Genomic DNA, 21,233 nt, shown 5'->3' with positions numbered 1-21,233 from the left:
GGTGTGCGCCGGGCAATGGGCTGCCCGGGCCATCATCGACGTCCCACCGCGCCGGCGGCAGGTTTGGTCCGCCAGGAAAGGTCGGCAACCCAACCTTGGGGTCGGCTTGTACCCCGCTAAGGCCGCCCGCATCTGACGAGCAGGAAGCAGCGCCCTCAATCCAGGTTTCCGCCTGACAACGGACGTCGTGCAATAATTGGGCAATAACCTGTGCCGAGGCGCCTGTTTCGGCCCGCCAAACCTCAACGGAGAACGTCCATGTCCGGCATCGTCATCGTCGGCGCCAAGCGCACCGCCATCGGTTCATTCCTCGGCCAGTTCACTGGTGTACCGACCCCCACCCTCGGGGCTACCGCGATCAAGGCCGCACTCGAACAGTCCGGCGTGCCGGCGGCCGACGTGTCCGAAGTCATCATGGGCTGCGTGCTGCCAGCCAACCTCGGTCAGGCGCCCGCGCGCCAGGCGTCCCTCGCCGCCGGCCTGCCCAAGTCGACCGGCTGTACGACGATCAACAAGGTCTGCGGCTCCGGCATGAAGGCGATCATGCTGGCCCATGACCTCATCAAGGCCGGATCAGCCAGTGTCATCGTCGCCGGCGGCATGGAATCGATGACCAACGCACCGCACTTGCTGCCGAATTCGCGCACCGGCAACCGTTACGGCGGCTTCGAGGCGGTCGATCACATGGCCTGGGACGGCCTGACCAACCCCTACGACGGCCAGTCCATGGGCGTTTTCGCCGAAGCCACGGCCGACAAATACGGTTTCACCCGCGCCGAACAGGACGCCTTCGCCACCGAATCGGTCAAGCGCGCCCAGGCCGCCATCGCTTCGGGCGCCTTCGCCGATGAAATCGTTCCGGTCACGGTCAAGACGCGCAAGGGCGACGCGGAATTCGCCACCGACGAGCAGCCCGGCAAGTCCGACATCGCCAAGATTCCGACCCTGAAGCCCGCCTTCCGCAAGGAGAACGGTACGGTCACGGCGGCCAGTTCATCCAGCATTTCCGACGGCGCGGCGGCGACCATCGTGATGTCCGCCGAGGAAGCCGGCAAGCGCGGGCTCAAGCCGCTGGCCCGCATCGTCGGCCACGCGACCCTCTCGCAGGAACCGGAATGGTTCACCACGGCGCCGGTGGGCGCGATCAAGAAACTTCTCGGGCAGGTCGGCTGGAAGGCCGACGAGGTCGACCTCTACGAAATCAACGAGGCGTTTGCGGTCGTGGCCATGGCGCCGATCCGCGAACTCGGTATCCCGCACGCCAAGATCAACGTGCATGGCGGCGCCTGCGCGCTCGGCCATCCGATCGGCGCCTCGGGGGCGCGCCTGGTGGTCACCCTGATCAATGCCTTGCGCAAGCACGGCGGCAAGCGCGGCGTGGCCTCGCTGTGCATCGGCGGCGGTGAAGCCACTGCGATTGCCATCGAACTGGCGTAATCTAGAAGCTCGCGGGCCATGGACGTATCCTCACCCCGTCCATGGTCCAACCGGAAAAGCCAGGCCTCCACGTGCCCGGTCACGGAAGTTGCCAACGCGGCGGGCAATGCTCCGACCACCCTGAAACGCCGCTATCAATTCGAGGGGACATCATGAAATTCAACCGGATTCTTCTGGCTTCGGCTTTGACACTGGCACTGGGCGCCTGCGGCAACGACGCACAGAAGAGCGCACAGGAAGCCACCGATGCCGCCAACAAGGCTGCCATGGAAGCCGCTGCCGCAACGCAGAAGGCCGCCGACGACGCAGCCGCGGCCGCCAAGCAGGCAGCCGAAGCGACTAGCGCAGCTGTCGATACTGCCGCCGCCAAAACCATGGACGCTGCGGCCAACGCCACCCAGGCGGCCGCCGACACGGCGAAGGACGCCAGCGAAGCGATGGACAACGCTGCAGACAAGATGAAGGAAGCCGCGGAAGAAAAGAAGGACGACGCCGAAAAGCATTGATTTCGGCTTTCCACGCCGTGCTGAACCGGCCGCCCTGTGCGGCCGGTTTCGTTTTCGCGGCGCTAGGGAGGTTCTGAACAAGTGGCACAACCGTCACGACGCCTGCCTGCGTGCAGATCGCGACGCGCCGACGCAGACAGACTGGCCGTCTTTCAAGGCGGCGCAACAAAGAGCTGCGCGCAGGCAGGTGTCGCCCAAGCGATTGATCCGATGGAACAAGGGTGGCGTCCAGAAGGCTCGCCACAGGCACCGCGCGGCTCGTCAAGGCAACCAGCCTTCACTTCGCCACGCAGCACCTGTGGCGAGCCTTCTGAACGCCATGACGATTGCGCCACTTGTTCAGAGCCTCCCTAGCTTGGCATGGCGCGGCCGGCTGTGCTCTGATCACATCCTCTGCCGTTGCCAGTATCGCTCGCCCATGCCCCGTATCCACTCGCTGATCGATCCACGCTCTCCCGACTTTGCGGCCAATGACGCGCATCTGCGCGGTCTCGTCGAAGACCTTCGGCATGAGCTGATGAAGACCTCGCTCGGTGGCGGCGAGAAGGCGCGCAACAAGCACACCGAGCGCGGCAAGTTGCTGCCGCGCGAACGCATCCGCGCCCTGCTCGATCCCGGATCGCCATTTCTCGAACTGTCGCCACTGGCGGCCCACGGCATGTACGACGAGGCGGCACCGTGCGCGGGCCTGATAACGGGCATCGGCCGGGTCAGGGGCCAGGAAGTCCTCGTCGTCGCCAACGATGCGACGGTCAAGGGCGGCACCTATTTCCCGATGACGGTGAAGAAGCATCTGCGCGCCCAGGAAGTCGCGCTCGAGAATCGCCTTCCCTGCATTTATCTGGTCGACTCCGGTGGCGCGTTCCTGCCGCTGCAGGACGAGGTCTTCCCGGACCGCGAGCACTTCGGACGCATCTTCTACAACCAGGCACGCATGAGCGCGCTGGGAATCGCCCAGATCGCCGTGGTCATGGGCTCCTGCACCGCCGGTGGCGCCTACGTGCCGGCCATGAGCGATGAAACGATCATCGTCAAGGACCAGGGTACGATCTTTCTCGGTGGTCCGCCGCTGGTCAAGGCGGCGACGGGCGAAGTGGTCGATGCGGAATCGCTCGGCGGAGCCGACGTGCACACCGCGATCTCGGGCGTCGCCGATCATTTCGCCGAGAACGATACGCATGCCCTGAACATCGCCCGCGATCTGGTCGGCAACCTCAACCGCACCAAGGCGGTGCCGCTGGCGGTCATCGAACCACGTGAGCCGGCCTATGCCGCCGAGGAAATCTACGGCATCGTGCCGCGCGAGACGCGCATCCCGTTCGACATCCGCGAGCTGATCGCACGCATCGTCGACGGTTCGGAATTCAGTGAATTCAAGGCCCGCTACGCGAAGACCCTGGTTACCGGGTTTGCCCACATCCACGGCTACCCGGTCGGCATCGTCGCCAACAACGGCATCCTGTTCGCCGAGTCGGCACTGAAGGGCGCGCACTTCATCGAACTCTGCAACCAGCGCAACGTTCCGCTGGTATTCCTGCAGAACATCACCGGCTTCATGGTCGGGCGCAAGTACGAGAACGCCGGCATCGCCAAGGATGGCGCAAAGATGGTGACCGCCGTGGCCTGCTCGCACGTGCCGAAATTCACCGTCGTCATTGGCGGCAGCTTCGGTGCCGGCAACTACGCGATGTGTGGTCGTGCCTATGGTGCGCGCTTTCTCTGGATGTGGCCGAATTCACGGATCAGCGTGATGGGCGGCGAGCAGGCCGCCAGCGTGCTCGCCACGGTCAAGCGGGATGGCCTCGAAGCGGCGGGCAAGACCTGGTCGGCCGAGGAAGAGGCTGGCTTCAAGGCGCCGATCCGCGAACAGTACGAACACCAGGGCCATCCCTACTATGCCAGCGCACGGCTCTGGGATGACGGCGTCATCGATCCGATCGATACGCGCCGCGTGCTTGGACTTGCAATCTCGGCCTCGCTCAATGCGCCGATCGAAGCGGGGCGGTTCGGCGTCTTCCGCATGTAGGGTTCTCTTCGGCCCTGCGCGGGCAGGGAGCCAGCGCTTCGCCGCGGACCAGGGCTTCAATCCATACGGAAGGCGCCAGGCACAGGCCCCAATGGCAAACCGACTTGCCGCATTGAAAGAAAATATATTCCAGGAAAATCAATTGCCTGACAGATGTTCTTCAAGTCCGTTGCAGATACTGCTCGCGCTGATCCTGTTCCCGGCAATTCACGGCAACGTCGACGCCGTCGAGCCGGCGCCTGCGTGGTTGCAGACGCGCGACAGCAACCCGTTCGCGCTGGCCACCGGCCTGCCGCCAGCCCCGGTCATGCCGTTGGCCGGCCACTGGCAGGTCGACATGACACTGGACCTGTCCAACACCGAACTGCAGCAGTTCGGTGCAGGCAGCAGCCTTCTGTTCGATGCCGAGTCGCGCGAAACACGTTTCAGCGTGGCCTACGCTTTCAACGAACGCTGGAGTCTGCGCGCCTCGTTCAGCCAGGTCTGGATCGGCGCGGGATTCCTCGACCAGCCGATCGAGCGCTTCCACCGCGCTTTCGGCTTCGACAACGGCGATCGCGGACTGCTCGCCCTGCAGGCGCCGAGGGTCGAGGTGCGCCGGGGTGGCGAACTGCTTTATGCGCTCGATCGCAGCCGCTCGGGCATGGGGCCGCTGCTGATCGACTCGACCCGAAGCTGGAGCCTCGCCGACGGCGGGCGCGCCGGCCTGACCCTCGGCATGAAACTACCGACGGGCAGCCGCTCGCGCCTGAGCGACAGCGGCAGCACCGATGGTTCGCTGGGCGCATTCGTCCTGTTGCCGGTGGGCGAGCGCCTCGGGGTGGGAGTGCGCGCCGGCCTGCTCGTGCAGGGCGAAAATCGCCTGCTTGGCGACAATGCGCGCTCCGTGGTGCCCTTCGCCAGCGCCCTGCTCCGTTATCGGCTAGGCGAGAACTGGAGTGCCGTGCTTCAGACCGACGCGCACGGCCCGCTCTATCGCGACCTCCCGGACTTCCTCGGCAGTGCGTCCAACCAGATCAATTTCGGCCTGGTCCGGCGACTGGGAAAAACGGGCGAGTTCGACATCACCCTCGCCGAAGATCTGCCCGCCTTGCACACCAGTGACGTGGCCATCAATCTCGGCCTTCGTCTCGATTTCGCACACTGAAGGCGAACGCCCATCTTGCGACATCGCGCCACGGGCAGGGGCGCTTTGAACTTGGTGCGCCGCGCACATGTCGATGATCGACAGCGTCTGCCCCCATCATGCGCGCTGCAGACATCCGGTTTCTTGCCAGGAGAACCTCCATGATCCGCAACCTGCTCATCGCCGGCGGCCTGTTGCTCGCCTCATCCCCGGCCTTCGCCGCCTGCTCGATCGACATCGACGGCAATGACGCCATGCAGTTCGACATCCGCTCCATCGAAGTGCCGACGTCCTGCGAAGCCTTCACGATCAACCTGACCCATTCGGGCACACTGGCCAGGAACGTTATGGGTCACAACTGGGTCCTGGCCAGAACGCGCGATGTGCGCAACATCGCCAACGACGGCATGGCCGCCGGCCTCGAGCACGACTACCTCAAGCCCGATGACGACCGGGTCATCGCCCATACCCGCGTCATTGGCGGTGGCGAACGCACCTCGGTCACATTCGCCGTGAATCAGCTCGAGACGCAGGGCGACTACACGTTCTTCTGCACGTTCCCGGGCCACTGGTCGGTCATGAAGGGCGTGCTCAAGCTGATCTGAGTCCCGTGGTTTCGATCAACCGACTCGGATTTCCCGGATCGATATGGGAGAATCGCCGCGCTGCCGGTTTCCACCGCGGCCCCGTAGCTCAGCTGGATAGAGCGTCCCCCTCCTAAGGGGAAGGTCGTACGTTCGAATCGTATCGGGGCCGCCATTTAAAACATTGAATTTAAAGCGTTTTTCGCATGGTTCCCGAAATCGGCTCGTGGGAAGATACATGCCAAAACAGGCTCATCTGAGGCAATTATTTCCCAAGATTTTCCCAGGAATTCGACCGATGTACTCAACGCTGGACCTGTTGAAGTCGATGTTTCCGGGAAAGGTCATGCTGACGATCGATGACCTGGCGCTTGTCCTCCGAAATGAGAACTCCAGATCCACGCGCGAATCCGTAGCGGGAGCGATCCGACGCGGCGACATCCTGCCTGGTCTGAGGAAGTCTATGGGGCGATGGCTCGTACCGATTACCACCCTTGCTGCATGGCTGGACTCGCTGACGGTCGCTGCCGACGAGTCAGCCACAAATGTTCCGTCAGCAAATCGAGGAACCTCATCGGCTCGCCTCCCGGTCAATGACGCGCCGCACCGTGGCCGAAAGCCCGACTCGGTGCGAAAGGCGGCCCAGCGGCAGCGCGCTCAGCAGTTCTTGGGACTCGTCTTGGCGCGACTCGATGCTGGCAACCTCGACGGCGTGTTAGCAGACGTGGCCTCTACACGTGTGCTCCGCTCGCACCGAAAACTGTAGGCCCATCATTTTGCGGAACCTTGGACGAAGTGCCCGCTTCCCTTCTCAAAGTTTGCCCTCAATTTTCATTTCGAGCGGCCGCCATCGCAGATGACGAGTGAAACCAAGAAGCAATCCAGCAGGAGCCAAGAAATCCCTGGCTCCTGCTGTGGGGCATTTCTACTTTGCGCCATCCTCCCTAGGCTCGTAGGTGCGAAGAACAAGCTTCCCATCGACCGGGACAGCATGGAGAACTAGGTTGAATCCCTTTCCGTCGGCGTGGGGGAAGGCAGTACCGACCTTTAGCCATTCGGCCTTCGTCTCGCCGCCGCTTTCGTACCTTCGGACGTTGAAAGCATCAAGCCGTGCTGCGGGCTGGGTCTGCTTCGAAGCGGTCGTTGCGTTGATCTTACTCATGAGGGTGTCCCTATTGGGTAGCGCGGATTGCGCGAGCCCACGTCGGCACGTCGCTTGAGGCAGTGCAGCACCATTCCCCACACCCTTGGTGCTGGGAGGTGGTCGGAACAGAGTGGAGAAGGGTTTGCCCCTTGCGCAATGACGCGGCGCGCCATGCTGGCTCGAATCAGCAGTCCTCGCCCTAAGTAAGGGCCAGCAAAGTGCGGCCATAGGAAAGCCCGTGTTCTTGCAGGACGGCTTGACGAGTGGCAAGAGACAATGAGCTTTGTTCGGAGGTCTTGGGACGCTAGAACTGAGTTGGGGTCAAAAACCAAGAGCTTTGCTTAAACCATGCTTGTACTTGGATTGGGACAAATCACATTGACCTTGCGGAGCGCGCGCAATCTGTTATGCATAAAACAATAGATACTAATAGAGTGCACAATGAGCAACGAGACTAACTCGCCCACTCCATCAGATCGGACCATTTTTTGCGTCGGTCTTGTTCTAGGGCTCGTACTCGCAGAGTTGATTTATTGGCTTATCTCCGGGCACTTCTAACTGCAAAAAAGACCATAACTCATACAAAGAGTCGCAAGTACAGCTCTGATAACGGCCCAAATGACACCAGCGATGGCAAGACTTACGTAGAAAATTGGGCTCGTGAATAAGCGGATGATTACCGCAATAAAGCGTCGCCAAAAAGAGGGCAGACGGGGATCCGGCATATTCGACATACTGCACCTACTTGGAAGCCTTTCGCCGCAGACTTTGTCAACGGCAGACATGGACTCACTAGAATTTTGACACATCGCATATTACCCGATCGGAACGACGTAAAGTTAATTAATGCGCCATTGTACGAGACAAATAGACCACTATCCTCATTCACCGAATGAAGTATCAGGCTGAATCTATCGGATACAGAAGTACATTTATATTGCAATAATATACACGCCCCACACGTCTCGAAGCATGGATTCGTTGCGCGAAAGTTGAGCTGGCGAGCACGGCCGACGATGAGCTCTTGTCCGAATTCGCTCTGGTCGATGAAGGGTTGCTCAACGAAGAGCGGGAAAAGCACTTCGCCGCTTAGAAACCTCTCGTGCTACGGAAACAGGTCGCGAAGCACCGCGTCCTTTTCGCCGCGATGCAGCCGAGCGAACCCGAGTATGGCCTTCGCCAATCGCTCGTCGTCGGCGAACAAGTAGGCCAATGGGACATCGAGAACCTTTGCAAGGCGCCCCGCCGTGTCTAAGTCCGGTTGATGGACCCCCTGCTCATAGCGGTTCACCCGCGCAGAGGCCACAAACTCATCCAAGCCGGCCCGGATGCCCAGCTCCCGTTGAGACAAGCCGGCTGCGGCGCGAGCGGCACGAAGTCGCTCACAGAATACGGCCTGTGGACTGGCGCTCTTGGCTCCCAAAGCAATATGCCCGCTGAACAGGAGCTACGAATGTCGTAGAGTGCACTTGCGTTGGATACTACGAATATCGTAGCTTTCTCCTGCAGCGGTCGATGACCTTGCGGGAGAAGCACGTGAAAAGGACGTTTTCGTTTTCGGTTGCGCTTTCCGCGCTGGTGGTTTGCGCCAACCTGGGCCTTTGTGAGACTCCAGAGCCCCCGCCCTCCTCCCCCAAGCCCTCGTTCTGGCAGCGCGTGAAGAACGGAGTAGCACAAGGTGTCGAGCAGTCACGGACGGGCTCAAAGCGCCAGACATCGCTTTCTGATGGCCTGACCGATAGTCGGCACCAAGGCCCCGTATTCGAGCCCATCAATCCACCCACTGGCGGACGCTTCCAAGGTCTTTTCGCGTCTGACGACCACCAGAAGGCACAATTGGGACAGCTCTCCTGGCCTCGTGCGGCCATTACGTTCACGGAATACGGTGGCGAGCTCGCCTGTTGGACGATACGAGCAAAAATCTGGTCGTCCCCAAGGGCGAACACCGTTGAAACTTTCCGCGTCTGTGATGCCCCCGTGATGTCCAAGGATGACCTCGGCCAGGCGGCCACGTTGCAGGAGTCTTCCCTGCTCTACCTTAACCGCCGAATGCTCGGCGTCCGTGTAATGAGCGGGCCGAACACGGGCTCCGAACGAACCGAAGGGCCGAATCCACCCTTGGAGCCTTGGAATATCCGTGTCTCCCGAACAGCGACGTCCCATCGGAACATTGGCGAGCAACTCAGCATGATTTTGCCGCGCTTGGCGTGGGTATCGGGCTATGCCACCGATGCGGATATCTATCGCGGTAGTCGGACGATTGCGACCGGGTTCCAGGACTCGCGCATGTGGTTCGCCGGCTTCGACCCTGCCGGCAATCGTGATGCCCAACCGTAGCAATTGCCCGATCGCACCACCCGAACCTACCCCTGGCACCTTCGTCGTCCTCACAAGGAAGAGACCATGAATACCTCAACAGCACCCTCACCAGGAACAGCATCGACCGCAGAGACCTCTCCCAGCGTAGCCCGGCCTTCTGCGCTTGGCCCCCTGGAAAGTGACTACGTTTCTCACAAGGATGGAAATGGATGGACGACTTTCGACGTTCGAGGAGCAACCGGACTGACCGCACCATCAGCCCTTATGTGGTTTTTGCCAATCTTCCTCGGTGGCATCGGCTTGAATTTTTCGCCAATCGGTGGGCTCATCGGCGCGGTCGTGGGATTCATTCTCGGATTCCTTCACTTCAGCACCCAATCCTCAGCGATCAATGCCCTTCAAGGACCGAGAGCGCCCGCCGGTTCGTTCGCTGCCGGGCCAGAAGGCGTGAGGCTCATCGATGGCACTTTGATCTCGCGAGCACAGATTGCTCATCTGGGCTATCGCAACGTGCTCGACGGAGTTTTGCATCGGACCGGAACGCCAACCTTAGACCGGTATTCAAACACGCTGTTTCCGATTGCTTTCCAAGTCGAAATTGAATCGGACGGTCGTACGATTCCGGTGGTCGGTTGTCTGACAGAGGCAACCGCACGGGGCGTCTTCGTCGAGGTGAAGCGTTTGCTGGACTTCGCTGAAACTCCCCAGAGGTCCTAGCCATGTTCCACCTAGACAGTCGCGGCGCCTGGCCGCTCGTGCTCCTTGTGCTGGCCATCAGCTTGAGCCAGAGCGCATTGACGCTCGCTCAGACTCCCCATGTCGGCGCGTTCGGACCGAGCATCCCGTTTGAGACGGGAATCTCTGGATCCTCTGGCGTGACACTGAACGACGGAACCGTGCTTCTGACGGGAGGCTCGACAATCGCGTATACGTTCGACCCCAGATACCTCTCGTTTTCTCCAACCGGTCCGTTGGCCGCAATGCACACCTCCTCGAAACCGGCCCTGCTCCCTGACGGGCGCGTCCTGCTCGCTTCAGGGGGTGCGAATCCAACGGAAACCCGCTCTGAAATCTACAACCCGGCCACCAACACCTGGACGCTGACAGGTTCTTTGAACGTACCGCGACAATGGGCTACCGTCCTCACAGACGTCAGTGGTCGCATCTTCCTCCTCGGGGGAAAAGACACGAATGGTCAAGAACTAGGCTCGATTATTCGCTATGACCCCACGATCGGTCAGTTTGTAGCGGCTGGCTCCCTTCTTGTGCCACGAGCGGGTGCGGCGGCGGTGCGTCTGGCGAATGGCAGATTCTTGCTGGTTGGAGGAACGAACGGGGGCGGATACAACCTGAGGAGCGCAGAAATCTACGACCCATCCTCGGGCGTTTCTATCGCTACTGGCGACATCTCATTCCCCACGTCCTATGCCAATCTCGTCTTACTCCAAGACGGTCGAGCACTGCTTACGGGAGGCTCATTGGAGTACCTGGGCACCTCTCTCCGTGTCAGCAACTACGCGGAGGTGTTCAATCCTGCGACGGGGCAATTCACGCGAATGAACATGACCTGGGACAGAGTCGGACACTCTGCGACCGTGTTGCCCTCGGGCGAAGTATTGCTGATGGGAGGGTTTGATGATTTCGGTCAATGCCTCACCAACACTGAGATATTCAACCCCATCGAGGCCAACCTCTTGTTCGCCTTTCGACGAGGGCCGCCGATGCCCAATCATCACTGCTTTCACACCGCTGCTACGCTAACCGACGGCAGCATTCTCGTGGCGGGGGGCGGAGGTGGCGACTATGGGGTCGAGGCTAGCGAGACTGCTGACCACTTCTTTCTAGATGCGATATCGAGGTCCGGATTCGAGTTCCAGTAGCTGCAACGTATCCTTCTTTCACGAACGACGGGGGCCGCGCGAGTGGACAGGACGTCTGCTCCGCGAGTTTGCAAACACTTTTCATGAGTCCGCCCTTCGGAGGCGGCCCTCCTCCCCAGTCGAGCGCCGAGGTGGCCAAAAAGGCACGTCCCATTGGGCAACCCTAGACCGACTTCCTCGGCAACTCGCTCCGTTGGTGGCTCATGACTTCCTACTTCTGTATTGCTTTTCTCAATGTAATTTGACGTACACTTTCTCGACTGAAACATTCTTGTGAATGTCATCAGGCATGCTTCGTATTGGGGATATCCATCTACTCGCCACTTATCGCATGGGGATTGTCATGGAGAGACCGTACTGGACGCGGGTCCGTCGCTTTTGTGCTTCAACGTCTTTTGGGGCTGTCTTTTTCTTCCTAGCTATTGCCATTTCGCTGTGGTGTATCACCGCAACAGCGAGCACGACTCTCATCGGAATCGGCTTTGGCGACCAGCCCGTTGATCTCGGCGACTCCATGCCACCGATCCCGCAGAGCGTGCTGCCGACCATCACTTCTCCTCCCAATCGCGACGGGACGTCTGACAGTGTCGGCGCTACGGTCGGTGAGTTCCGTGTTGACGAAGGTGGCAATGCGAACTACTCAGTTCCCATCCAGGTCACGCCCGGCGTCGCCGGCATGGTTCCCAAGATTGCCTTGGCCTACAACAGTCGCATCCCTGCTGGGGTCATGGGACCCGGATGGGCGATCGAAGGCACCTCACAGATCGCTCGATGCCGTCAGACTCGCGAAAGCGGGGATTTCATGGACGGGACAACACCTATCGATGGCAATCCCTCTCCCATCAACTTCACCAGCTCCGACCGCTTGTGTCTGGATGGCATCCGGCTACTCGTAACCTTCGGCGCCTATTGGGATGGCAACGCAGTCTATTCGCCCGAGAACGACCCATTCACGCGCGTTACGACAAGCTCCCTTGGTTTCACCGTACAGCGCAAGGACGGTACGACGAGCACCTATGGCGATACCGTGGTTTCGCCGAATTCCCGTCCCTCAATTATCAATGGCTTCTCGGCTGTGCCCGTCGGGTGGTATCTCAGCCGGGTTCAGGATACGGCCGGAAACTACATCAACTATCTGTACTACAACCAGCCGGCCGCGACCACGTATGCCTTTGCCGCGGGTGCCTTCGAAACGGTTCTCGCCAAGATTGAGTACACGGGTCACGCATCATCCCCGACGCTCTCACCTTATGCGAGTGTTTCATTTCAATACAACACGCTCTCCGCAGCGCGGGTTCGACTGGGTTATCAGCGTAACGTCGCCTTTGTTCAATCTCAGCAGCTTGCCAGTATTACGGTAACGGATGCGACCAACAGCTCGGGAAATTCGACGATTCGCTTCTACAAGCTCACCTATTCAACATCCGCTTCCGGCTCTGACGCGCAAGAACTCACCTCGCTTAAGGAGTGCCGGGACAGCACCGAAACGGTCTGCTTTCCACCGACGCAATTCAGCTGGTCTACGGCAATTCATCAGTTCGTTTCCGAGACCGTTCAGAACTTCACGAGTCCCACGTTTGTTGGCCTAGTGGGCTACAAGCTCGCCGATGTCGATGGCGACGGCCGCCAGGACGTCGTTTGGGCGCGCAATGGCGACTCGTGTGGCTCCAACAGTCGCATCTACGTCAGCTTTTTGGATCGCACTGCTACCAATACCATGACGCTGGTCACGCCGAACCAAGCCGTCAAATGCGCTTCTCGAAATCTCCTCAATGACGATCAGTCCTGGCAAGTGCTGGACTACGACGGCGATAACCGCGCGGATCTTCTAATTGCAGGCGTTGTTGGCGGAAGTTGGCAACTATTCCTCGGCGCCGGTCGCCCCACATCCGGTGGCGCTGTGTTTGGTGCCACCAACCAACTCGCAAGCCTTTCACCGGCGATTCCGGTGTTGTCGGGTCCAACACGTCACCCCGGGGTCCTAACCGATCTAAACGGTGATGGTTCACCCGACTTCGTTTACCCGGTCACACCCAGTGCGGCGACAGGAGACGTCAGCATCAATGTCCGTCTCCTCCAGCGCGATAGCGCCACGGGAACCTACGCGTTTTCGGCACCCTACGCGGTCGATATTAGCTTTCTCCCAACTGATGCATGCCGAGCGCTGTTAACGACATGCAGCCTGGATTTCTTTCGACAGCAGGGTGGTCTTTCGACACCCGCAATCGACCTCAATGCGGATGGCCGCGGTGATCTCACCTTCATCGTGTTCCAGAGCTGTCCTGGCAACCCTTGTCCGACCAACACGGGTGCGCCTCTGGCTCCCGTCTTTGATGCCGATCTCGGCAGTGGCCAAGCGCCCAACGGACCTTCAGGTGGATTTACTCGATTTGCCTGGTATCAGTTCACGTCTGATGGTACGCGGCCGCCGAATGCCGGCTCATCCATTCCACGCATTAGTCTGACCCAGCACTGGACTGAGAACACCACCTTATCCGCCGGGGAGCTGCCATACGACCCTGCCTTACTATACCTCGCCGATGTCAATGGTGATGGTCTGATGGATATTGTCTATCAGGATAAAACCACGATGACGACGTACTGGACAAAGCTGGCGACTGGCTTGCCAAGCAATCCGAGTTCGTTTCCCGCCACATCCGCTTACAAGGCGGCGATCTCCGTTACGGGCATCGCCAATGGCAAGTATTTGCAGCTGATCGACATCAATGGAGATGGGCGAACAGACTACGTTTATCCAACTGCTTCCAGTAGCGTCTACAGCACGCGAACCCTCCTCTCTGATGGCACGTTTACAGCAGCCACAGCCGTCCCAGGAGGCGGACTCACCTCAGGCTCGACGCTGGATCAATGGGTCAATCTGATTGGCGAGTTTGACGGTGATGGAGCGGCTGACTTCATACGGTTCAATGTCGTGACTTCCAGCAGCAACTTATATACGAGCCGCGCGGCGAGTACGTCTCGATATAAGCCACGCGATGTCATCACAACCATTACAAACGGCCACGGCGCCCAAACTCAACTCACCTATCAACCGCTGACGAACAAAGGCATCTATCAGCGAGGTATGGCGGGAGGGGCACTGGCCAGAATATTGAACTACGGCTGGAACTCGCCCGTGTTCGATGTGCTCGCACCGATGTACGTGGTGAGCAAAGCAGCGAGCAGCGCGCCTGTCAAAGGAAATGCCAGCGCCCTCAGCACTGTTTACTATCGCTATCAGGGGGCGCAAGTCCAAGCGGGAGGGCGCGGATATCTTGGCTTCAATGTCGTTTGGACGTTTGACGACAACCATGGACTATCGCCCAACCAGTACGTCGTTACGCGCACCGGCTACACACAAAACTACCCGTTCATCGGGATGCCGGTTGAAACCCATACACTTGCAGTAACGGGACCGCTTTCGTACGGCAGCGCGGACCTCGACGCATGTTCGGTTAATCCTGAAACAACCAGCTATAACTGCTTTGCCCCGGTTGGCGCGACTGGCTGGCCCGATCTCCTGGATGACGGTGTGCTTGTCGGATATGGCGGAAATCAACCACTCTGCAAAGGCGACGGCTGCCTCACTGACCCGAGCAATGGATACTGTGAAGCCTACGAACCCACTCAGCCTCTTCCCAACGGTATAACGGAAGGCTTCTTCACACCGCCTGCCATTGCAGCGCCCATCTTTACATATATCTATCACGACCTTTCGATGCAGTTTGATCTGGAATCCGGTTCTCCGGGTGTTGCCAATCGCGTCCAGACCAACCAGACCATCAACAGCTATTGCTACGAGGACAACTACGGCAATCTGACACGAAGCCGGACGGTGACATGGAGTAGTGCCGAGGACTCTGCCCATTACGTAGCCCAAAAGCTCTCAACGAATACCTATGACAACGATCCTTCCGCCTGGATTCTTGGGCGATTGCGCCAAAGCGATGTGGAGTTCCGGCGCCCCGGCGTGCCAACCATCTCGCGCAAATCGAACTTCGTCTACGACGCGACGACGGGAATTCTAACGTCCGAGCGTGTCCAGCAGGGTGGCCCCGCGGCAATGGATTTGCGCACAGTCTATAAGATCGATGACTTCGGAAATCGGGTTGGCGCCTACCAGTGCAGTGCCGATCGCGGGACCGATACGCAATGCAAGACCATCAATAGTTCGTTCCGGCAACGGCCCGACGATGGCACAGGACACTCGGGGACCCGCGTACATCGTTATGCGCTCACCAACTATGACTCTCGTGGACGCTACGTCTCTGAAAGTCGCCTCCCCTTCTACACAGCCAGCGGAACCACGCATCTCAATGAGCAGACGGCGCTGAGCACGACGGTGCGCGACGAGTTCGGAAACGGAATCGTCCAACTCAGCGCAAATGGCCTGACGCAAACCTCAAGGTTTGGCGCGATGGGGCGTCCGTACTTCACCTCCGATAGCACCGGGATGGCCAGCACGACGACCTACCGTCAATGCACGGCGGTCAGCTGTCCTTCCGATGCCAAGTTCCGAAGCCAAACGATCAAAGTGGGCGCTCCGACGAGCTGGACCTATTTTGACGTCCTGGGCCGCCCCATAATGGGGACAACTCAGAGCTTTGATGCCAACCCCGCAAGTCAAACCTATGCGGCCGTCTGCAGCTACTACGACGCGCATGGGCGGGCCTCCTGGAAGTCAGAGCCATTTTTTCCTCCCGCAACCGTCAGCACGGACGGAAGTCCGACGTTTACGAGCAGCACGCCTTGCGATTCCGCGTCCGCATCGACTACGACAGAATATGACGTGCTGGGCCGTGTAACGAAGATAACTAACCCGGACGGGGGCACCGTCACCAAGTCCTACCTCGGCCTGACCACGTTCACGACGAATCCACGCGGCTTCACATGGGAGGAAAGCAAGAACGCGCTCGGGGAAATCATCGAGACGCGCGACCCGACCGTCACAGGCGACGCCAATGTTGGCGTGATAGTCAATCAAACCTATGACGCGCTCGGCAACGTTCTGACACTCAGCCGCGATGGCGGTCATGGTGTCATCACTACGACGATTACGTACGACGCACTGGGTCGAAAGCTCACGATCATTGACCCAGACGCCGGCACCATCCAGTACTTCTACAACCCAGCCGGCGAAGTAATTCGCCAAATCGACAACAAGAATCAAACGGTCACCAACGACTACGATGCCTTGGGTCGGCGCTGGAGCCGAACCGCCCCTGGCACGGATGGCAACACGCTCAACGATGCGTGGACATACGACACTGCGGTCAATGGTCTGGGTCAACTGGCGAGCGAATCCCGTCAGTCAACGACCGGCGTCACATTCAGCCGAACGACTTCGTTTGACGCGTATGGTCGCCTCCAACAACGTAGCACGTCCATTGCTGGAAATGCCTATACGGAGACGACGGCATATGACAGTTTCGGCCGGCTGATGTCTCAACAAGATGCATCCGGCGAAACCCTGACCAGCAACTATTCATCGCGCGGACATCTCGAATCACTGGACGATTCGAGGGCGGGCAGAATCTATGAAGTGTTGCGGCAAACATCACGCGGCCAAGTGGCGTCGGACAAGCGTGGCAATAGCGCCAACTTGCTGAGCACGCTGACCTATGACCCTGCAACCGGCCGATTGAATACTGTCTGTTCCGGGAATGCGAGCTGTAGCTTGCAGGACTATCGGTATGCGTTCGATCTGGCTGGCAATGTGACGGAGCGGGAGCGCTCCCGAACCTTCCAACCGACCACAGAGACCTTCACCTACGATGCTTTGAACCGACTGACCTTTGCGCGCCTGACCAAGATTTCTGGCGTCATCCAAAGCACGCCGATAACGACAGCACTCATCACCTACGACAAGCTAGGAAATGTTTGTACCAAGAACGGCACGACCTATGGCTACAGCGGTCCAGCGGGATGCACAACCTTCGCCACTAGCGGTCGACCCCATGCGGTAACAACCGTCGGTGCTGTGGGCTTTACCTATGATGGCAATGGAAGCCAAACGACAAGTACGAACGGCCGAACACTTGCTTATGACGCATTGAACGAGCTGGCGAGCGCCACATTAGGCACCAATCAGACAACGTTCCAATATTCACCATCAGGTGATCGCTTCCTTAGCGGCGACTCAGGCACGGCCACGTGGCCCGCCTCCTGTGCGCCGACATCCGACCGCATCTTCTGCGATGGTTTCGAGGGCGGAGGCAGCCCTGCAACCAGTCGAATCACTCACTACGTCGGAAACGTAGAGATAGTTCGCGTCAACGGCGTCATAACGGAGAAACGGCGATATCTCGGAGGGGTTGCTCTGGACCTCATTCATCCAGGCGGAACAAATCAGACTCGATACACATTCGGGGATCACCTTGGAAGTGTCGATATTATTGCGAGCGCCACAGGGGCGCTGGTTGAGGCGTTGAGCTTCGATGCTCACGGCAGCCGACGGAACCCAACGACATGGCTAGGTGGCGCAGGTATTCCCAGCACGACACCCCGAGGCTTCACCGGGCACGAGCACTTCGACACGTTTGGGTTCATCCACATGAATGGGCGAACCTACGACCCCGCGACCGGGCGCATGCTTCAAGCGGACCCGCTCATGGACGGCTCAGCGCAGGGCCTCAATCGCTATACCTACGTGACAAATAATCCACTCGCTCTAACGGATCCGACAGGCTATTCGGCGTGGGGCGGGATCATTCGGGCAGCAGTGGCCATCGTCATCGTGATCTATGCCCCATATCTTGCCCCGTACCTAGGCAATAGCATGCTAGCAGCCTACGCAGTGGCAGGATTTGCAGCGGGCGTAGTAACCACAGGAACACTGCAAGGAGGTCTATACGGGGCGTTCTCCGCCATGCTGTTCTATGGCATAGGCCAGCAGTTCGCCAATGCTGGCTCATGGGCGACCGAGGGCAACCAGGTGTTTGGCACCAATCTCAACATGGTTGGCTATTCCGCAAAGGTCATAGAACACGGCGTGGCTGGAGGTGTGATGTCCAGTCTTCAGGGCGGCAAATTCGGCAACGGATTCGCCAGTGCAGGAGTCACCCAGGCTTTCAGTGGTGCCATCGACAGAATTGACCCGCAAAACCCCGTGGGTGTGCGAGTAAGCGCAAATCGGGTTATCGCAGCAGCGATGGTCGGCGGGACCGCGTCAGTCGTCGGAGGAGGAAAGTTCGCCAATGGCGCATTGACAGGTGCGTTCTCGCGCGCCTTCAATGACGAGAGCGCAAAGATGAGAAAGCCTTATCGCATATTGGGGGTTCACTCAAATGCAGAACCGGGCGACACATCGGCGGGCCATGGATGGATTACCCTGAGCGATCCGAACGGTGTAGAACCGACGAAATCGTATTCGATTTTTGAAGATGGCTTTGCCGACAATATTAATGATCCAAATCATGAATATAGCGATGTAATGACCAACACCGAGATCAATCGAAATTATGTCGCGAAATATTCTGCGTACTTCGCTCTCAGTGAAGAGCAAACACTGTCGCTGAATAGTTTCATTGCCCAGAACCAGACTTGGTCGTATGTCTATAACTGCACAACGTGGGTAGATCATGCTGTTCAAGCGGCAACTGGTTACTTACCCTATACGCGCGTCTACACCCCAGGAACAGTATGGCTAGGTATGCAATATGGACAATTTGGCGTAGATACACCAGGCGGATTAGCAAGTGCTATTCAGCGCGCCAACAAGGCTAACTCACAATGAAACGACTTATTTTTGGCTTCCTAGCCGGACTGGTGGTTGGTTCCGCGACAACCATTTGGTTGTTCGCTATGAATGAATATGGATATTTCGACAGCCCATACACCATTTCTTCGGAGGTGCTGTCGAGCAAAATCAAGAAGAGCGAATTTGACTCTCACGCAGAATGGTTTATTGAGCCCTACTCCGAAAGCCAAGTGTTGGTCGAGTATCGACTACCGTTGAAAAGGGAGCAATTCCTAGTTGATAGATCATTCTTTGCCTATCTTGGTCCTCTTAATGGAAGGAAAAAGCTACCGGTTAGGAATGGGAAGCTATTGGAAGCGCCATTGCCATCCTCAACAAAGTAGTGTCTCGCTCCTTTGATAGCTGATTCGACTGGACGAGAACAAATCGAGTTCCAGACTCTCATATCAGAGGCAATTGTGAAACAGAACTCTTCCAAGCGGCCGTTTGCGTTTGCCATCTTGCCCTTCATCAGTATCGCGACGGGCTGCACGCCTATGTGGTCAATCAAACTCGACCCCATCACGAATAGCGGTGTCGAACGAATCACGGTTACTGATGCCCGACCTGCCAACGAGAAAGCATTCCGAACCGTCGACTTTCTTAAACTCACTTACCAGTCGTTTCTTGGCGACTCGAACATCGTTCCCGATCGGGTTTCACTCTTTAAGGCAAAGGTCAATCAACTTGCGCCAGCGCATGTAGCTTCCACCTCCGTTGTCCTTGAACATTTCGAAGTACTTAGAGATACGTCAGGGAGCGCCTGTTCGGGATGCGGACTCGCGGCAATCTCGATTCCGGCAGCCATCATTGCCACGTCTGGAAACAGGCCATCCGACGACTACTTCCGCTGCACAATCAGCGCCTCCATAAACGGAATCACGACCAATAGCGAAGCAGTAGGGACCTACCGAGAGGGCGCATTTGTGAAATCAAGCGGAGCAAAAAGCGCATCCGCCGGCCTTCAACAATGCATGGACAGCGCTATTAGCGCCTGGGTGGAAGCAGCGCTCCATCCTCGATGAACTGCGAATGAACGTGCGGCCATTGGTTAGCTACGTTTTCGTAGAGCTATAAACTCTATTGCATTTGAAGTTTTGTCTTACGTACAAACTAATCAGCATGGTGGAGTCAGATTCATGACCGTTCGTGATCTCTATGGGCGCATTGCTTCGAGCAGATTCGTCAGAGCAAACCTCTTTAAGAGCAAGGAGCAGGTCGAGGGACTAGCCCGCGTACTTGACAACTTGGGAACATCCGCTATCGTCGGAGCAACAATAATATTTTTTAGTAGACATAAGAATATATGCGAACTCCTATTGTTCCTATTCTTCGCGGGCGGGTTTGGTCTCGTTTACTGTGGCTTTTGCTTGCGGAAGTTATTGTCTTCCTTCTAGCACTTCGTAGCCATCAGGACGTTGCGGACGCAATTGCGCTTTTGCTCATGCCTGCGATGGTCGTAACCGCGATTGGCGTCATCGATACCTATCAACGAGGCGATCCTTCGGACCAACAAGGGACCAATAAGTATTGATCGAGCGCACGACGGCGGGTGGGGGGCTTTGATTGAAGCGACTAGGCTAAAAAAGGGTCCGTATCAAAACATTAGCCCTTGATCGTAGGCTCTGCTGTATCGGGATAGCTCTTACCCTCCTTCATCCCTATTCGCGGCTAACAACCGGTTGATGTTCGGCGCGAGGGACAAAATGGCCCCGCGGGTTGCGGGCCTATCACGGTTCGACTAGACACTGTTCCGTTTTTGGAGTTCCAAATGTCTCAGAGCTTGAGCATCAAGGAAGCCGGTATCGGTTTCGACGACGACGCGAAAGTCGTCTACTACGAATGGCGGCGTGACATTACGTTGAACGCAGATGACCCCCCCATTCCGGAACGCCAATGACGTCTCGCCTGGAGACGACGCCCCCATTCTCGCCTTGATGCGTGGCGGCCAGAGCCTGTGGATTGGAAAGCCTATCGAATGGATGGAAGGCGAGGCCGTTGCCAATGGTTGGTTGGCCTATACACCTTCGGATATTCACCAACTTGCGAAACGTTCATCTCCAGGTGACACATTTGTGCCACTGCGCGGCCACCGCCGTACGGACCTATTGCGCAACAAGTCGGGCATTCGCTATACCCTGATCGATTGTAAGCGCCTGCCTACGACACCTGTAAGTCATCGCTCCGATTTGCTTCGATGCGCGCCCGTATTCAATGGAGCGCAGCGATGGTCAGCAATTCGGAGTTTTGGTCGAGCCACATGGCGGCATGGAAGAGCGGTGGCCTGACTCAGGCGGCGTATTGCCGTCGGCACGCCTTGAGTTTGCCAAGTTTTGGCTATTGGCGGCGCATCCTGAGGAGGCAGCCAATGATGCCGTCGTCGCCCGCGGTCGTGCCCATCCTGGTTGGCGAACCGGAGTCGGTCATTGAGGCAATCGAGGTGCACTTGCCCAATGGCTTGCAGGTACAGGTG

At 58.3% G+C, this 21,233-nt stretch carries 15 protein-coding genes and 1 tRNA gene; 14 read left to right on the top strand and 2 right to left on the bottom strand.

Going from position 1 to position 21,233, the window contains the following annotated elements:
- Window positions 1–258: 258 nt before the first annotated feature.
- The 6 genes from BM125_RS14115 to BM125_RS14090 all read left to right on the top strand — a co-directional run bounded on the left by BM125_RS14115 (window position 259) and on the right by BM125_RS14090 (window position 5,854).
- Window positions 259–1,437: a thiolase family protein gene (locus BM125_RS14115; protein WP_092409095.1), complete on the top strand. Its 1,179-nt coding sequence runs from the start codon at window positions 259–261 to the stop codon at window positions 1,435–1,437.
- A gap of 152 nt (window positions 1,438–1,589) precedes the next feature.
- Window positions 1,590–1,943 carry a hypothetical protein gene (locus BM125_RS14110; RefSeq protein WP_092409093.1) on the top strand — a complete coding sequence of 118 codons (354 nt, stop codon included), beginning with the start codon at window positions 1,590–1,592 and terminating at the stop codon, window positions 1,941–1,943.
- Window positions 1,944–2,361: 418 nt separating this feature from the next.
- Window positions 2,362–3,969, top strand: coding sequence for a carboxyl transferase domain-containing protein (locus tag BM125_RS14105; protein WP_092409091.1), 1,608 nt, complete (start codon window positions 2,362–2,364; stop codon window positions 3,967–3,969).
- Between the two features lie 142 nt (window positions 3,970–4,111).
- On the top strand, window positions 4,112–5,116 hold the full coding sequence (locus BM125_RS14100; RefSeq protein WP_175498097.1) for a DUF3187 family protein: 1,005 nt from the start codon (window positions 4,112–4,114) through the stop codon (window positions 5,114–5,116).
- 140 nt (window positions 5,117–5,256) lie between these two features.
- Window positions 5,257–5,700, top strand: a complete 444-nt coding sequence (gene azu, locus BM125_RS14095; RefSeq protein ID WP_092409087.1) for an azurin — start codon at window positions 5,257–5,259, stop codon at window positions 5,698–5,700.
- A 77-nt stretch (window positions 5,701–5,777) separates the two neighbouring features.
- Window positions 5,778–5,854 (top strand) — tRNA-Arg (locus BM125_RS14090).
- A 750-nt stretch (window positions 5,855–6,604) separates the two neighbouring features.
- On the opposite strand, the gene BM125_RS14080 is transcribed toward BM125_RS14090, so the two are convergent.
- Together BM125_RS14080 and BM125_RS14075 are read right to left on the bottom strand one after the other, a co-directional pair.
- The gene (locus tag BM125_RS14080; RefSeq protein ID WP_092409083.1) at window positions 6,605–6,841 is read right to left on the bottom strand and encodes a hypothetical protein; all 237 of its coding nucleotides are present in this window, start codon (window positions 6,839–6,841) and stop codon (window positions 6,605–6,607) included.
- A 1,087-nt stretch (window positions 6,842–7,928) separates the two neighbouring features.
- Window positions 7,929–8,246 (bottom strand): helix-turn-helix domain-containing protein, encoded by a 318-nt coding sequence (locus BM125_RS14075; protein ID WP_092409081.1) that lies wholly within the window; start codon window positions 8,244–8,246, stop codon window positions 7,929–7,931.
- A 113-nt stretch (window positions 8,247–8,359) separates the two neighbouring features.
- Between BM125_RS14075 and BM125_RS19890 the strand changes: the two genes are divergently transcribed.
- The 8 genes from BM125_RS19890 to tnpA form a co-directional block, all read left to right on the top strand.
- Entirely contained in the window at window positions 8,360–9,160 is an 801-nt protein-coding gene (locus BM125_RS19890) for a hypothetical protein (RefSeq protein WP_139225013.1), read from the top strand.
- Window positions 9,161–9,226: 66 nt separating this feature from the next.
- Complete coding sequence (locus BM125_RS14070; RefSeq protein ID WP_139225012.1) at window positions 9,227–9,859, top strand: hypothetical protein; 633 nt, start codon at window positions 9,227–9,229, stop codon at window positions 9,857–9,859.
- A 158-nt stretch (window positions 9,860–10,017) separates the two neighbouring features.
- On the top strand, window positions 10,018–11,022 hold the full coding sequence (locus BM125_RS14065) for a Kelch repeat-containing protein (RefSeq protein WP_175498096.1): 1,005 nt from the start codon (window positions 10,018–10,020) through the stop codon (window positions 11,020–11,022).
- A 277-nt stretch (window positions 11,023–11,299) separates the two neighbouring features.
- Window positions 11,300–18,757: an RHS repeat-associated core domain-containing protein gene (locus tag BM125_RS14060; protein WP_092409075.1), complete on the top strand. Its 7,458-nt coding sequence runs from the start codon at window positions 11,300–11,302 to the stop codon at window positions 18,755–18,757.
- Window positions 18,754–19,104, top strand: coding sequence for a hypothetical protein (locus BM125_RS19885; protein ID WP_139225011.1), 351 nt, complete (start codon window positions 18,754–18,756; stop codon window positions 19,102–19,104). The genes BM125_RS14060 and BM125_RS19885 overlap by 4 nt, the downstream gene beginning before the upstream one ends.
- A gap of 75 nt (window positions 19,105–19,179) precedes the next feature.
- Window positions 19,180–19,785 (top strand): hypothetical protein, encoded by a 606-nt coding sequence (locus tag BM125_RS19880; RefSeq protein WP_139225010.1) that lies wholly within the window; start codon window positions 19,180–19,182, stop codon window positions 19,783–19,785.
- A 746-nt stretch (window positions 19,786–20,531) separates the two neighbouring features.
- Window positions 20,532–20,660: a hypothetical protein gene (locus BM125_RS20835; RefSeq protein ID WP_281243955.1), complete on the top strand. Its 129-nt coding sequence runs from the start codon at window positions 20,532–20,534 to the stop codon at window positions 20,658–20,660.
- 297 nt (window positions 20,661–20,957) lie between these two features.
- A partial coding sequence (tnpA, locus tag BM125_RS20470) for an IS66 family insertion sequence element accessory protein TnpA (RefSeq protein ID WP_217647880.1) occupies window positions 20,958–21,233 on the top strand: 276 nt, incomplete at its 3' end.

This window comes from Dokdonella immobilis (genome assembly GCF_900115085.1).
Taxonomy (GTDB): Bacteria; Pseudomonadota; Gammaproteobacteria; order Xanthomonadales; family Rhodanobacteraceae; genus Dokdonella; species Dokdonella immobilis.
This window is presented reverse-complemented; position numbering and strand designations above follow the sequence as displayed.